Consider the following 12,959-nt stretch of genomic DNA (forward strand, 5'->3'; position numbering starts at 1 on the left):
GTAGAGGTGTCAACTTCGCAGCAGCCCGTGCCACCGGCTCAATCATCCCACACGCCGAAACCACTTCGGCACGTCATCCGCATTTCGCAGCTCGCTTACATGGCTTGCGCATTCCTTCTGTTCGCGGTCAGCTTCCCGATCTTCGGGTGGCCCGTCGCCTTCAGCTGGTTGCTGATCCTGCCGATCATCGCCGTCTATCTCGTCGCGCGACTGCGCACCACCGTCAGCCCTGACGGTCTCGAGGTCCGCTCGACGTTCTCCAAGCGCACCCTCGCCTGGGACGACGTCAAGGGTTTCCGCTTCCCGAAGCGCAGCTGGGCGCGCGCGGAACTCACCGATGGAACCGAGGTGACCTTGCCTGCGGTCAGCTTCGTCAGGCTTCCCGAGATCGCGATCGCCAGCGGCGGCCGCATCACTGATCCCTACGCATCGGCCGCAGAAGCCTTCGCCGCCAAGGAAGCCGAAGAGGAAGAAGCAGCGCCACAATCAGACGAAGAATCAGAGGTCGAGTCCGACATCGCCGACAACGGTCAGGACCAGCCCGAAGAGAAGCGCCGATAGCACGCGAGTAGCGTTGGAAGGCCCTCGCTTCTATTTGAGTGGACCAGCAACGATCACATAAGGAACACGCCCATGCCCCCGTTGAGGTCACGCACCACCACCATCGGACGTAATGCTGCCGGAGCCCGATCCCTTTGGCGCGCCACAGGAATGACGGATTCCGACTTCGGAAAGCCGATCGTCGCCGTAGCGAACTCGTACACCCAGTTCGTACCCGGCCACGTGCATCTCAAGAACGTGGGCGAGATCGTTGCCGAGGCTATCAGTGCAGCCGGCGGCGTTGCTCGTGAGTTCCACACCATCGCAGTCGACGACGGCATCGCTATGGGCCACGGCGGAATGCTCTACTCACTCCCGAGCCGCGAGATCATCGCCGACTCGGTCGAGTACATGGCAAACGCCCACACGGCCGACGCACTGGTGTGTATCTCCAACTGCGACAAGATCACTCCCGGCATGCTCAACGCCGCGATGCGTCTGAACATCCCGACCGTCTTCGTCTCCGGCGGTCCGATGGAGGCCGGTAAGGCAGTGGTCGTCGGCGGTGTGGCCCAAGCCCCCACCGACCTCATCACCGCGATCTCCGCCTCTGCCAACGATGCCGTGTCCGACGAAGGCCTCGACGAGGTCGAGCGCAGCGCGTGCCCGACGTGCGGGTCCTGCTCCGGCATGTTCACCGCCAACTCCATGAACTGCCTGACCGAAGCCCTCGGTCTTGCATTGCCGGGCAACGGTTCCACGCTGGCAACTCACAAAGCGCGTCACGCACTCTTCTCTCGTGCGGGCACCACTGTGGTCGAGGCTGCACTCAAGTACTACCGCGACGGCGACGAGTCGGTTCTGCCGCGCAACATCGCGACCCCGGCAGCGTTCCGCAACGCAATGGCTCTCGACGTCGCCATGGGCGGTTCCACCAACACTGTCCTGCACACGCTGGCTGCGGCGCAGGAAGGCGAGGTCGACTTCGACCTCGACACCATCGACGCGATCAGCCGTAAGGTGCCGTGCCTGTCCAAGGTCTCCCCCAACTCGGACTACCACATGGAAGACGTCCACCGCGCCGGCGGAATCCCCGCCCTGCTCGGTGAGCTTCGCCGCGGTGGACTCCTCGAAACCGACGTGTCCACCGTGCACACCAAGAGCTTCGACCAGTGGCTCGACGACTGGGACATCCGCTCCGGCAAGGCAACCGACGAGGCAATCGAGCTTTTCCACGCTGCTCCCGGCGGCGTGCGCACCATCGAACCGTTCTCCACGGACAACCGTTGGTCTGCCCTCGACACCGATGCGGCCGGCGGCTGCATCCGCGACGTCGCGAACGCCTACACCGTCGAAGGCGGCTTGGTCGTCCTGCGCGGCAACATCGCACTCGACGGCGCAATCCTCAAGACAGCCGGCATCGACGAGGAACTGTTCTCCTTCCAGGGCCCGGCGCTGGTCGTCGAGTCTCAGGAAGAAGCCGTCTCGGTCATCCTGCAGAAGAAGATCAAGGCCGGCGACGTTCTCGTCGTGCGCTACGAAGGCCCCAAGGGCGGACCCGGCATGCAGGAAATGCTGCATCCCACCGCCTTCCTCAAGGGCGCGGGCCTCGGTAAGGAATGCGCACTGATCACCGACGGTCGTTTCTCGGGCGGAACCTCCGGATTGTCCATCGGCCACATCTCCCCCGAGGCTGCCGCAGGCGGAGTCATCGGACTCGTCCAGAACGGCGATCAGGTTCGCATCGACGTCGCCTCGCGCACGCTGGAGATCCTTGTCGACGACGACGTCCTCGCCGAGCGACGCGCCAAGATGGAGACCTCGGAGCGGCCATGGCAGCCGGTCGATCGTCAGCGCACGGTGACGACAGCCCTGCGCGCCTACGCCGCTCTGGCAACGTCGGCGGACAAGGGCGCGGTTCGCTACGTTCCGTAAGTTCTGCCACGAATCGAAAAAGATCCCCGGCCGCTCTCGGCCGGGGATTTTTTCTGTCAGCGCGCGGCTCGAGATGCGCGTAGCCGATGTGACAGTCACACAAGGTTTTCGGGCAGTCGGACGTGCGGCAACCAACTCAGCTCCACGAGATGCTCGCCAACGGGCGACTGCAGAGGATCGACAGAGTCGTGTTCATTTCGCCTCGGAGTCCGCCATATCACGCCTGATGCTGTCGGAGAAGAACGTGGGACCGACTGCGTCCGAACACGCAATGCTTCCTCCCGTGTTGTATGAGCCTGAACCACAACCCAATCCGATCATCCCGTCGGTTTGACATTCGCAGTGGGTTCCGTCGCCGACGCACTCTGCCACGACGCGCGATTGACGCTCGATCGCATCCGGATACGCGGTGGTCATCTCGCCTGGCGCCCCGATACGGGTAAACAGTTTGCAGGACCCGCACCGCACCTCACAAAACGAGATCGGTTGATGCAACTCATCGACAGCAAGACCGACCGACAGGTACCGAATAACCGGGGCGACACGCGGAGCACCAACGGAACGATATGAGCTATCAGACATTTCAGACTGAATCGCGCGTCCGGCTCGTGAGCGAATTCACTTGGACGTAGGGTTCCAGACACCAGCTGATCAATTCAGATACATGAGGGGGGATGACTTTCAGTCAGGTGATCATTTCGGTCAGTTCGAGCGAGCTGACTTGCACACGGCGCTCACCAGTGGTTCCCTCATCAGGTCGCTGAGACGCACATCACAACGACGACAGTCAGCCACCGCCCGTCACCCACAAGGTCGACGGGAAACAACCAAGGAGCAATACATGCCCGGAGTCGGCATATGGCGCACCAAATCCGTCGAGCAATCGATCGCGGACACCGACGAGCCTGAGACAAAGCTCAAGAAGGAACTGACCGCGAAGGACCTCACGGTATTCGGAGTCGCCGTCGTCATCGGCGCAGGCATCTTCACGCTGACTGCTCGAACCGCAGGCAATGTCGCAGGACCCTCCATTTCACTGGCATTCGTTCTTGCTGCCATCGCCTGCGGCCTTGCCGCACTGTGTTATGCGGAGTTCGCCTCCACTGTTCCGGTCGCCGGCAGCGCATACACGTTCTCCTACGCGACGTTCGGTGAGTTCGCGGCCTGGATCATCGGCTGGGACCTCATCCTCGAGTTCGCACTCGCCTCCGCTGTCGTCGGCAAGGGTTGGTCGCTCTATCTCGGCAACGTCATCGGTGCCAGCGGCAGTACCACCGCGCACATCGGATCGATCAGCTTCGACTGGGGCGCACTGCTCATCATCGGAGTAATCACGCTGATCCTCGCGATCGGCACCAAGGTTTCCTCGCGAGTCTCTGCTGTCATCACCGCAATCAAGATCGCGGTAGTCCTGCTCGTCATCGTCGTCGGCGCGTTCTACATCAAGAAGGAGAACTACTCCCCCTTCATCCCGCCGTCCGAGGGGTCCGAGAGCTCTGCCAGCGGAATCCACCAGACATTGTTCTCCTGGCTGACCGGTGCCGGCGGAAGCAGCTACGGCGCATACGGATTGCTCGCCGCAGCCAGCCTCGTGTTCTTCGCATTCATCGGATTCGACGTCGTTGCGACCACGGCCGAGGAAACCAAGAACCCGCAGAAGTCGTTGCCGCGAGGAATCTTCGGCTCGCTCGCCATCGTCACCGTGCTCTACGTTGCCGTCACACTCGTCCTCACCGGCATGGTCAAGTACACCGAACTCAAGGACGGCAGCCCACTGGTCGGCGATTCCAGCGCCACCCTTGCCACCGCATTCGAGGCAAACGGAATCGGTTGGGCACAGACGGCCATCAACTTCGGTGGCCTGGCCGGCCTCACGACAGTTGTCATGGTCATGATGCTCGGCCAGACCCGCGTCCTGTTCGCCATGTCCCGTGACGGTCTCATGCCGCGCAGCCTGGCCAAAACCAACGCCAAGGGCATCCCGATACGCATCACGCTGATCGTCGGCGGCATCGTTGCTGTCCTGGCGGCCTTCTTCCCCATGGGAACGCTCGAAGAGATGGTCAACATCGGCACGCTCTTCGCATTCGTCCTGGTCTGCGTCGGCGTTATCGTCCTGCGCCGCACCCGCCCCGACCTGCCGCGCGGATTCCGCGTCCCACTGGTGCCGTTCGTTCCGATCGTCGCCGTGCTCGCCTGCGGTTGGCTGATGCTCAACCTCTCGGTCGAGACCTGGATCCGGTTCCTCGTCTGGATGGCCATCGGTGTGCTCGTGTACTTCGCCTACGGTCACCGCAAGTCGGTCCTCGGTCGCAAGCTCAAGGACGGAACAGCCATCCCGTCCGCGAACGCCGACCCGGTACTCGTCAAGGACTGATCCTTCACAAACGAACCGCCGCTCTCCGATTCGGAGAGCGGCGGTTCGCTTGTTTGGACGGCGCGAGTTTCAGATGAGCGGATTGGCACCGTTCAGGAAGATCCAGGTGCAGACGCCGGCAGCGATACCGAGGATCAAGACCACGAGCGATCCGACAAACGGGCGGGTTGCCCAGCCACGACGACCGTCGAGCGCAATACGGCCAGGACCCGTCAAAATGATGACGCCCGCACAGATTCCGAGCAGCATCTCGTACTCGGTACCGGCAGGGGCGAAGTACTCCAGTCCAGGTGCACTCGCCTGACGCAGCGCCCACGCATTGATCATCACCGCCAGAACCGACGCTGCCGCAACGGGAGTCAGCAACCCGAGTATCAGGAGGGCGCCACCTGCGACCTCACCGACGGCGCCGAGTATCGCCATCCACTTCGCCTGCTGGAACCCGGCGTCCGCCAGCATCGTCTCGAACCCGTTCAGGCCCGGCCCGTTCCAGATACCGGTCAACTTCTGCAGACCGTGCACCAACGCAGTTCCGCCGACGGCCAATCGCAGTGCAAGCAACCCGAGGTCGAGCGTGCCTCGGCCCCGCGGAGACTCCGTTGCACCTGCCACGGCTTCGGCGGTGGGGACGGAGGCGATCGGAGCGTCGTACGCCGTCTCACGCTCGAGAGCCACCGTCGGCTGATCCGCGCCAGGTGCTCGATATGTCGGTATCTGTTCGGTCAAGGAGTTGGCGTTCGTGGAACCGAAATCGAGATCGTCGTCGGTCCGCGGCAACGGATTCTTGGCGCTCACCGTCGGAAATTGTTCGGTGGGCGAATCATACGGACTGGACACATTGCCCGTCGGCTTGTCCGCATCCGACAACTCGCTGGGATCTTTTCGCTCGTCAGTCACGTAGGTGAGCCTATGACCGATTCACGAACTCGACGGGGAACCTTGGTCCGGCGTGGCGACATCTGCCGTGCGTTACGTAACGTCTTGGGCATGACTACGGGTAGGCATGCAACGCTGGGCGCACTGGCTCTGGTGCTCGGGACATCGTTGCTCGCAGGTTGCGCCGACTTCGACGAATCGACTGCCTCGCCGTTCACACCCGAACCGACCAACCAGGCAAGCGCGGAAGTGCAGCCGGAGAATCCTCCGCCGTCCACCACGCCGCCGGCGCCGCGGACCGGCCCCCTCGGACCGTGTCAGGATGCCGACACCGCCGTGATCGCAACCTGTCTCGACACCACCGGTGGCCTTGTCACACTTCCGGACGGAAATTCAGGACTGGTGGCCGAACGACGAACCGGCCGAATCATGCAGGTAGCTCCCAACACGACACCGGTCGAAGTTGCCAAGATCGACGTCGACGGCAGCGGTGACGGCGGCCTGCTCGACATCGCCCTCTCGCCCACCTTCGTCGAAGACAACCTGATCTATGCCTACGTCACCACCGGAACGGACAACCGGGTGGTCCGCATCGCGCCGGGCGACACCGCAAAGGAAGTCCTCGGTGGAATTCCACGCGGCGCGAGTGGCAACGGCGGGTCACTGGAGTTCGCGGCCCCGGACCAGCTCATGGTCCTGACGGGCGATACCGGAAACCCTGCGGTTGCTCAGGATCCCGGCTCGTTGGCGGGGAAACTGTTGCGAGTCCGATCGTTGACGCCCAACGCAGCGCCGCCTCGCCCGGAAGTTGTTCTGTCCGGAATCGGGAACGGCGGCGGCGTGTGCGTGGATCCGGGTATCGCGACGTGGGTCACCGACCGAACCACTCTCGAGGATCGCCTCCAACGTGTCGGCTCCGACGGAACGGTGACGTCCCCCGCTTGGACGTGGCCTGACCGACCCGGCGTCGGAGGGTGCATTGCGGCGCAGGGAGTGGTAGCTGTCGCGCTGGGGGCCGGCAAAGCGATCTCGGCGTTGGCTGCCGACCCCGGAACAGGAGCAGTTACGACCGCGCCGTCAGCAGTGGCGAAGGACACGTACGGCCAACTAGGCGGTTTGGCACTCGGATCCGACGGTTTGATGTGGGCGAGCACGATCAACAAGACCGCGGGCGAGCCAGGGCCGAACGACGACAAGGTGGTCAAGATCCCCATGCCGAGTGGCAGCGGCGGAATCGACTGAGCCGTGATCGACGAGCACCATGTCTGTTCGGTCACGGATCCGGTGACCGAACATGCACAGATGCGTACTCTTTTGTTAGCGGGGCTAAACACCCCGTAGTTGCCAGGACCGGTTGGCCAACCACGACAAAGGAGTCGGAATGAAGGCAATCCAGTACACGAGAATCGGCGCTGAGCCCGAACTCACGGAGATTCCCAAACCCGAGCCCGGTCCCGGTGAAGTGCTCCTGGAAGTAACCGCGGCCGGCGTCTGCCACTCGGACGACTTCATCATGAGCCTGCCAGAAGAGCAGTACACCTACGGCCTTCCGCTCACACTCGGTCACGAAGGCGCCGGCCGAGTCGCGGCCGTCGGCGAGGGTGTCGAGGGACTCGACATCGGAACCAATGTCGTCGTCTACGGACCTTGGGGTTGCGGCAACTGTTGGCACTGCTCGCAGGGACTCGAGAACTACTGTTCTCGCGCAAAAGAACTCGGCATCAATCCTCCAGGACTCGGCGCACCCGGCGCGTTGGCCGAGTTCATGATCGTCGATTCACCTCGCCATCTCGTGCCGATCGGTGACCTCGACCCGATCAAGACAGTGCCACTGACCGACGCCGGCCTGACGCCGTATCACGCGATCAAGCGTTCTCTGCCGAAACTTCGCGGAGGCTCGTACGCGGTTGTCATCGGTACCGGTGGTCTCGGCCACGTCGCCATTCAGCTCCTCCGCCACCTCTCGGCAGCCACGGTCATCGCACTCGACGTGAGCGCGGACAAGCTCGAACTGGCAACCAAGGTCGGCGCTCACGAAGTGGTGCTCTCCGACAAGGATGCGGCCGAGAACGTCCGCAAGATCACCGGAAGTCAGGGCGCCGCACTGGTTCTCGACTTCGTCGGCTACCAGCCCACCATCGACACCGCGATGGCTGTCGCCGGCGTCGGATCCGACGTCACCATCGTCGGGATCGGCGACGGGCAGGCCCACGCCAAAGTCGGATTCTTCCAAAGTCCGTACGAGGCTTCGGTGACCGTGCCTTACTGGGGTGCCCGCAACGAGTTGGTCGAATTGATCGACCTGGCGCACGCCGGCATCTTCGACATCGCGGTGGAAACCTTCAGTCTCGACAACGGAGCCGAAGCGTATCGACGACTGGCTGCCGGAACGCTCAGCGGCCGCGCGGTTGTGGTCCCTGATCTATAGATCGACAGCGGTAAAACGACAGTGGGAAAAACACTGATGCCCGGCCGAATTCGATTCGGCCGGGCATCAGTGTTCGCTACCGAGGACTAGCTGCACGCCTCGATGACAAGCTCCTTCACACGAGCCGCGTCTGCCTGTCCGCGAGTGGCCTTCATGACGTCGCCGACGATCTTTCCGGCGGCCTGCACCTTGCCACTGCGGATCTTGTCCGCGATGTCGGGGTTGGCTGCGAGTGCCTCGTCGACGGCTGCCTTGAGCTTGGTTTCGTCACGTTCGACGACCAACTCCGGGTGGGCCGCGACAACCTGCTCCGGGTCACCCTCGCCGTCGAGGACGTGATCGACGACCTGGCGAGCGACCTTGTTGTTGAGCTTGCCGCTGTCGATGAGAGCGACGACCTGGGCAACCTGCGCCGGGGTGATCGGCAGAGCACCGAGTTCGACGCCACGGGTGTTGGCCTGCTGTGACAGGTAGGACAGCCACCACGACCGCGCTGCCTCGGGCGAAGCACCGGCCTCGGTGGTCGCGATCACCAGATCGATGGCACCGGCATTGACGAGGTCGCGCATGACCTCGTCGGAGATTCCCCAGTCCTTCTGGATCCGCGCGCGGCGAATCCAGGGGAGCTCCGGCAAGGTGCCGCGCAGTTCTTCCACCCACTCGGCGCTCGGGGCGACAGGCTCGAGATCCGGCTCCGGGAAGTAGCGGTAGTCCTCGGCCGTTTCCTTACGACGTCCGGCGGCGGTGGTGCCGTCGGCTTCCTGGAAGTGGCGGGTCTCCTGGATAACCTCACCGCCGGCGTCGAGAACTGCTGCCTGACGGCGCATTTCGTAGCGAACTGCGACCTCGACGCTTTTGAGGGAGTTGACGTTCTTGGTTTCGGTACGCGTTCCGAGTTCCGTGGCGCCGATCGGCATCAACGAGATGTTGGCGTCGCAGCGCATCGATCCCTGATCCATCCGCACGTCGGAGACGTCGAGTGATTTGAGCAGATCACGGAGCGCCGTCACGTACGCGCGAGCAACCTCGGGAGCGCGCTCACCGGCACCGTGGATGGTCTTGGTGACGATCTCGACCAGCGGCACACCGGCACGGTTGTAGTCGAGAAGCGAGTGGCTCGCTCCGTGGATACGGCCGGTAGCGCCGCCCACGTGCAAGGACTTTCCGGTGTCCTCTTCCATGTGCGCGCGCTCGATGTCGACACGCCACGTCGTGCCGTCATCGAGGATCACGTCGAGGTATCCCTCGGTTGCGATCGGCTCGTCGTACTGGGAAATCTGGTAGTTCTTCGGCTGATCCGGGTAGAAGTAGTTCTTGCGCGCGAATCGGCCCCACGGCGTGATGGAGCAGTTGAGCGCAAGGCCGATCCGGATCGCGGACTCGACAGCGGCTGCGTTCACCACCGGCAACGAACCGGGCATGCCCAGACAGACCGGGCACACCTGGGTATTGGGTTCGGCACCGAACTCGGTGGGGCACGGGCAGAACATCTTGGTCGCGGTGCCGAGTTCTACGTGCACCTCCATACCCATCACAGGCTCGTACTTGGTCAGTACTTCGTCGTAATCGAGGATGTCGGGCGCATCGACAGCAGTCATGGTGATCAGTTTATGCGTCTGCGGCTCAGCCGAAGAATGCGGCTGCCTCCTCGTAACGCTCCTTGGGCACCGTCTTGAGTTTGCGGGTCGCCTCGGCGAGCGGAACGAGGTCGATGGACGTTCCGTGCAACGCGACCATCTGACCGAAATCTCCGCGGTGAGCTGCGTCGGTGGCATGAACCCCGAAGCGAGTGGCGAGGATGCGATCGTGCGGCGTCGGGGTGCCGCCGCGCTGGATGTGTCCGAGGACGGTGGTGCGAACTTCCTTGCCGATCCGACGCTCGATCTCGTTGCCGAGCTGCTGCGCGACGCCGGTGAAGATCTTGTGTCCGAACTCGTCGATGCCACCTTCGCGCAGAGTCATCGACGTGGGATCGGGCATCGCGCCTTCGGCGACGACGCAGATGAAGTGGGAGTCGCCGCGCTGGAAGCGCTTCTTGACCATCGCGCACACCTCGTCGACGTCGAACGGTTGTTCTGGGACCAGCGTCAGGTGTGCCCCCGACGCCAGTCCGGCTTGCAGCGCGATCCAGCCCGCGTGCCGGCCCATGACCTCGACGAGCATGACCCGCTGGTGTGATTCGGCCGTGGTGTGGAGTCTGTCGATGGCGTCGGTGGCGACGGCCAAGGCGGTGTCGAAGCCGAAAGTCACGTCGGTGCAGTCGATGTCGTTGTCGATCGTCTTGGGCACGCCGATCACGGGTACGCCACTCTCGGAAAGCCAACTGGCCGCAGTGAGTGTGCCTTCGCCGCCGATCGGGATCAGGACGTCGATCCCGTTGTCGTCGAGGGTCTGCTTGATCTGATCGAGGCCCGCGCGCAGTTTGTCGGGGTTCACGCGAGCGGTGCCGAGGATTGTGCCGCCGCGAGTGAGGATGCGGTTGATGCGATCGTCCGCATCGAGCGGGACCTTGCGGTCCTCGAGAAGTCCTCGCCAGCCGTCCCGGAATCCGACCACGGTACTGCCGTAACGTCCGGCCGACGTACGTACGACGGCGCGGATGACCGCGTTCAAGCCCGGGCAGTCGCCGCCGCCCGTGAGGATTCCGATTCGCATAGTGCAGCACCTCTCGTGACCGGATTGTGGATCTTGGTGTCCATCTTCCCCCAGTCACCGTATTGCCGCAGGATAGCGGCGTTGCCGAGCCGCAACGCCGAGCCGCACGGGACCACTAACCCGGCGTGACGAGCCCGCTTTCGTACGCCAACACGACTGCCTGGGCGCGATCGCGCAGATCGAGCTTGGACAGCACCTTCCCGACATGGGTCTTGACGGTCTGCTCGGCGACGAACAGCCGCTCGGCGATCTCGACGTTGGACAATCCGCGGGCGATCAGTTCGAGGACCTCGCGCTCACGCGGGGTCAGCGCATCAAGCGCTGCGGGCCGTGCGCGCGGTGCGGCCCGCCGGCTGGTCACATCGGCAATCAGGCGACGCGTCACCGTCGGCGCCAGCAAGGCCTGCCCTTCGGCGACGACGCGTACCGCCCGAATCAGTTCCTCAGCCGGTGCGTCCTTGAGCATGAAACCGCTCGCTCCGACGCTCAGTGCCTCGTAGACGTAGTCATCGATGTCGAAAGTGGTGAGCATGAGGACTCGCACCGGCGGTTCCCACCCGGCGGACAGAATCTGGCGGGCAGCGTCGAGTCCGTTCATCTCGGGCATGCGAACATCCATCAACACCACATCCGGACGCAATCGCGAGACCTCGGCGACGGCGATCTTGCCGTCCGGCGCATCGCCGATCACGCTGATGTCGGGCTGGGCGGAGAGTAGGGCTCCGAACCCTTGTCGAACCATCGCCTGGTCGTCTGCGATGAATACTGTGATGGGCACTCGGACAGCCTAGGCGGGCATCGACGGCAACTCGGCCCGGACCTCGAACCCTCCGTCGTCGCGCCGGTTTGCCAACAACATGCCGCCCACGGCCGAAGCCCGCTCACGCATTCCGCGTATTCCGTTGCCACCAGTGGTTTCCGACGCCGAGTGCTGATTGCCACCCAGGGGCGAAGGTCCGTTGTTCACGAGCGCGCTCACCGATTGCGGGCCGAACACCACGGCGACCTCGATGGGTCCGCCAGGTGAATGCCTGGCCGCATTGGTGATCGACTCCTGAATGATCCGGTAGAGCGCAAGGCCCGTGGATTCCGAGACCGACGCTCGATCTCCGTCGACTCGCCACGACACCGGCAATCCGGCACGTGTACTGCCGAGCAGCAGTTCGTCCAACTGATCGACACCCGGTTGCGGAGCCGTCACCACGGTGTCCCCGTCGCTGCGCAGGACTCCGAGGAGGCCGCGGATCTCGTTGAGCGCTGCTCGCCCAGTCTCACTTATCGATTCGAATTCGGTCCGGATCTCCGGAGTGACTGCATCGAGTCGGTACGGCGCGCTCTGCGCTTGCACGACCACCATCGACATGTGGTGGGCCACGATGTCGTGCAAGTCGCGGGCGATCCGCGCCTTCTCCTCGAGGATCGTTCGCCGAGTGCGCTCGAGTTCACTGACTTCCTCCTGCTTGGCCAACTGACGGCGCGAGAGAACCAACCAGCGGATCAGCAGGCAGAAGACCACCAGGGCGCTGAGTCCGACAGCCCAACCGGCTCCGTCGCTTCCCGGAGCGTTTCCGAGGAAGAGCAGCACAGTGGCGATCCAGGCGACACCGACAACCTGAATGGGCGCTCGCAGACTCACTGCGGCCAGCAACGACATCAGCACGATGATGTGGACGACCTGCCACGGATAGTCGTAACCGGGCGTGTTGTCGAACACCAACGGGATGATCAGTGCCGAGACCGCCGACACCGCCCACCCCAACGGAGCGTTGATCCGGATCAGGACAAACGGAAATGCGGCCAACGCGGCGACGAATGGCATGATCGGCGGCGAAACATGATGCGTCAGTTGCAGTGTCGGCCAGGCAATCGAATAGAGGATCAAGGTGACCGCGACTATGACGAAGTTCCAGAACTGACCGTGGGCCACGAAACGGGTTGCGCGGCGCACTTTCTCCGAATGCACTACCGCCCCGTCGAGGCCGGACAGCATCACCCCGGCGGTGGCGAATGTCGGTGCGGGCACAGCCGGTGCGCCCCTGTTCTTCCTTCGGACCTTGATCACCCGTCAAGCCTATGAAGACGAACCCCGAAAGTCCTCATACTGCAGAGTGAGATCCCCCTACCTCCGAGGTATCACAGGGAGGGAAT

Annotated in this window: 10 protein-coding genes; 5 read left to right on the plus strand and 5 right to left on the minus strand. The window is 63.5% G+C overall.

Annotated elements, in window-relative coordinates:
* Nucleotides 1-27 precede the first annotated feature (27 nt).
* The 3 genes from R4P65_RS20420 (at nucleotide 28) to R4P65_RS20430 (ending at nucleotide 4,852) form a co-directional block, all read left to right on the plus strand.
* Nucleotides 28-561 carry a PH domain-containing protein gene (locus R4P65_RS20420; protein ID WP_230813218.1) on the plus strand — a complete coding sequence of 178 codons (534 nt, stop codon included), beginning with the start codon at nucleotides 28-30 and terminating at the stop codon, nucleotides 559-561.
* A gap of 72 nt (nucleotides 562-633) precedes the next feature.
* Entirely contained in the window at nucleotides 634-2,475 is a 1,842-nt protein-coding gene (gene ilvD / locus R4P65_RS20425; RefSeq protein WP_230812822.1) for a dihydroxy-acid dehydratase, read from the plus strand.
* An 841-nt stretch (nucleotides 2,476-3,316) separates the two neighbouring features.
* Nucleotides 3,317-4,852 carry an amino acid permease gene (locus R4P65_RS20430; protein WP_230812819.1) on the plus strand — a complete coding sequence of 512 codons (1,536 nt, stop codon included), beginning with the start codon at nucleotides 3,317-3,319 and terminating at the stop codon, nucleotides 4,850-4,852.
* A gap of 69 nt (nucleotides 4,853-4,921) precedes the next feature.
* On the opposite strand, the gene R4P65_RS20435 is transcribed toward R4P65_RS20430, so the two are convergent.
* On the minus strand, nucleotides 4,922-5,749 hold the full coding sequence (locus R4P65_RS20435; protein ID WP_230812817.1) for a DoxX family protein: 828 nt from the start codon (nucleotides 5,747-5,749) through the stop codon (nucleotides 4,922-4,924).
* 90 nt (nucleotides 5,750-5,839) lie between these two features.
* Here R4P65_RS20435 and R4P65_RS20440 point away from each other — a divergent pair, with 90 nt between their 5' ends.
* On the plus strand, nucleotides 5,840-6,970 hold the full coding sequence (locus tag R4P65_RS20440) for a PQQ-dependent sugar dehydrogenase (RefSeq protein WP_230812815.1): 1,131 nt from the start codon (nucleotides 5,840-5,842) through the stop codon (nucleotides 6,968-6,970).
* A gap of 139 nt (nucleotides 6,971-7,109) precedes the next feature.
* On the plus strand, nucleotides 7,110-8,156 hold the full coding sequence (locus R4P65_RS20445; protein ID WP_230812814.1) for an NAD(P)-dependent alcohol dehydrogenase: 1,047 nt from the start codon (nucleotides 7,110-7,112) through the stop codon (nucleotides 8,154-8,156).
* Nucleotides 8,157-8,242: 86 nt separating this feature from the next.
* On the opposite strand, the gene gatB is transcribed toward R4P65_RS20445, so the two are convergent.
* The 4 genes from gatB to R4P65_RS20465 form a co-directional block, all read right to left on the minus strand.
* Nucleotides 8,243-9,754 carry an Asp-tRNA(Asn)/Glu-tRNA(Gln) amidotransferase subunit GatB gene (gene gatB, locus R4P65_RS20450; RefSeq protein ID WP_230812813.1) on the minus strand — a complete coding sequence of 504 codons (1,512 nt, stop codon included), beginning with the start codon at nucleotides 9,752-9,754 and terminating at the stop codon, nucleotides 8,243-8,245.
* A 25-nt stretch (nucleotides 9,755-9,779) separates the two neighbouring features.
* Nucleotides 9,780-10,811, minus strand: a complete 1,032-nt coding sequence (locus R4P65_RS20455) for an ATP-dependent 6-phosphofructokinase (RefSeq protein ID WP_230812812.1) — start codon at nucleotides 10,809-10,811, stop codon at nucleotides 9,780-9,782.
* A gap of 115 nt (nucleotides 10,812-10,926) precedes the next feature.
* Nucleotides 10,927-11,589 (minus strand): response regulator transcription factor, encoded by a 663-nt coding sequence (locus R4P65_RS20460; RefSeq protein ID WP_317827898.1) that lies wholly within the window; start codon nucleotides 11,587-11,589, stop codon nucleotides 10,927-10,929.
* A gap of 9 nt (nucleotides 11,590-11,598) precedes the next feature.
* Nucleotides 11,599-12,873 (minus strand): sensor histidine kinase, encoded by a 1,275-nt coding sequence (locus R4P65_RS20465; protein ID WP_317827899.1) that lies wholly within the window; start codon nucleotides 12,871-12,873, stop codon nucleotides 11,599-11,601.
* Between the last annotated feature and the right edge of the window lie 86 nt (nucleotides 12,874-12,959).

The organism is Rhodococcus sp. IEGM 1318, from assembly GCF_033142465.1.
GTDB lineage: Bacteria > Actinomycetota > Actinomycetes > Mycobacteriales > Mycobacteriaceae > Rhodococcus_F > Rhodococcus_F qingshengii_B.

What these genes read in the sequence shown, in the direction of transcription:
- ilvD (WP_230812822.1), top strand. Translation starts at nt 634, where the DNA reads ATGCCCCCGTTGAGGTCACGCACCACCACCATCGGACGTAATGCTGCC.
- R4P65_RS20430 (WP_230812819.1), top strand. Translation starts at nt 3,317, where the DNA reads ATGCCCGGAGTCGGCATATGGCGCACCAAATCCGTCGAGCAATCGATC.
- R4P65_RS20440 (WP_230812815.1), top strand. Translation starts at nt 5,840, where the DNA reads ATGACTACGGGTAGGCATGCAACGCTGGGCGCACTGGCTCTGGTGCTC.
- R4P65_RS20445 (WP_230812814.1), top strand. Translation starts at nt 7,110, where the DNA reads ATGAAGGCAATCCAGTACACGAGAATCGGCGCTGAGCCCGAACTCACG.
- gatB (WP_230812813.1), bottom strand. Translation starts at nt 9,754, where the DNA reads ATGACTGCTGTCGATGCGCCCGACATCCTCGATTACGACGAAGTACTG.
- R4P65_RS20455 (WP_230812812.1), bottom strand. Translation starts at nt 10,811, where the DNA reads ATGCGAATCGGAATCCTCACGGGCGGCGGCGACTGCCCGGGCTTGAAC.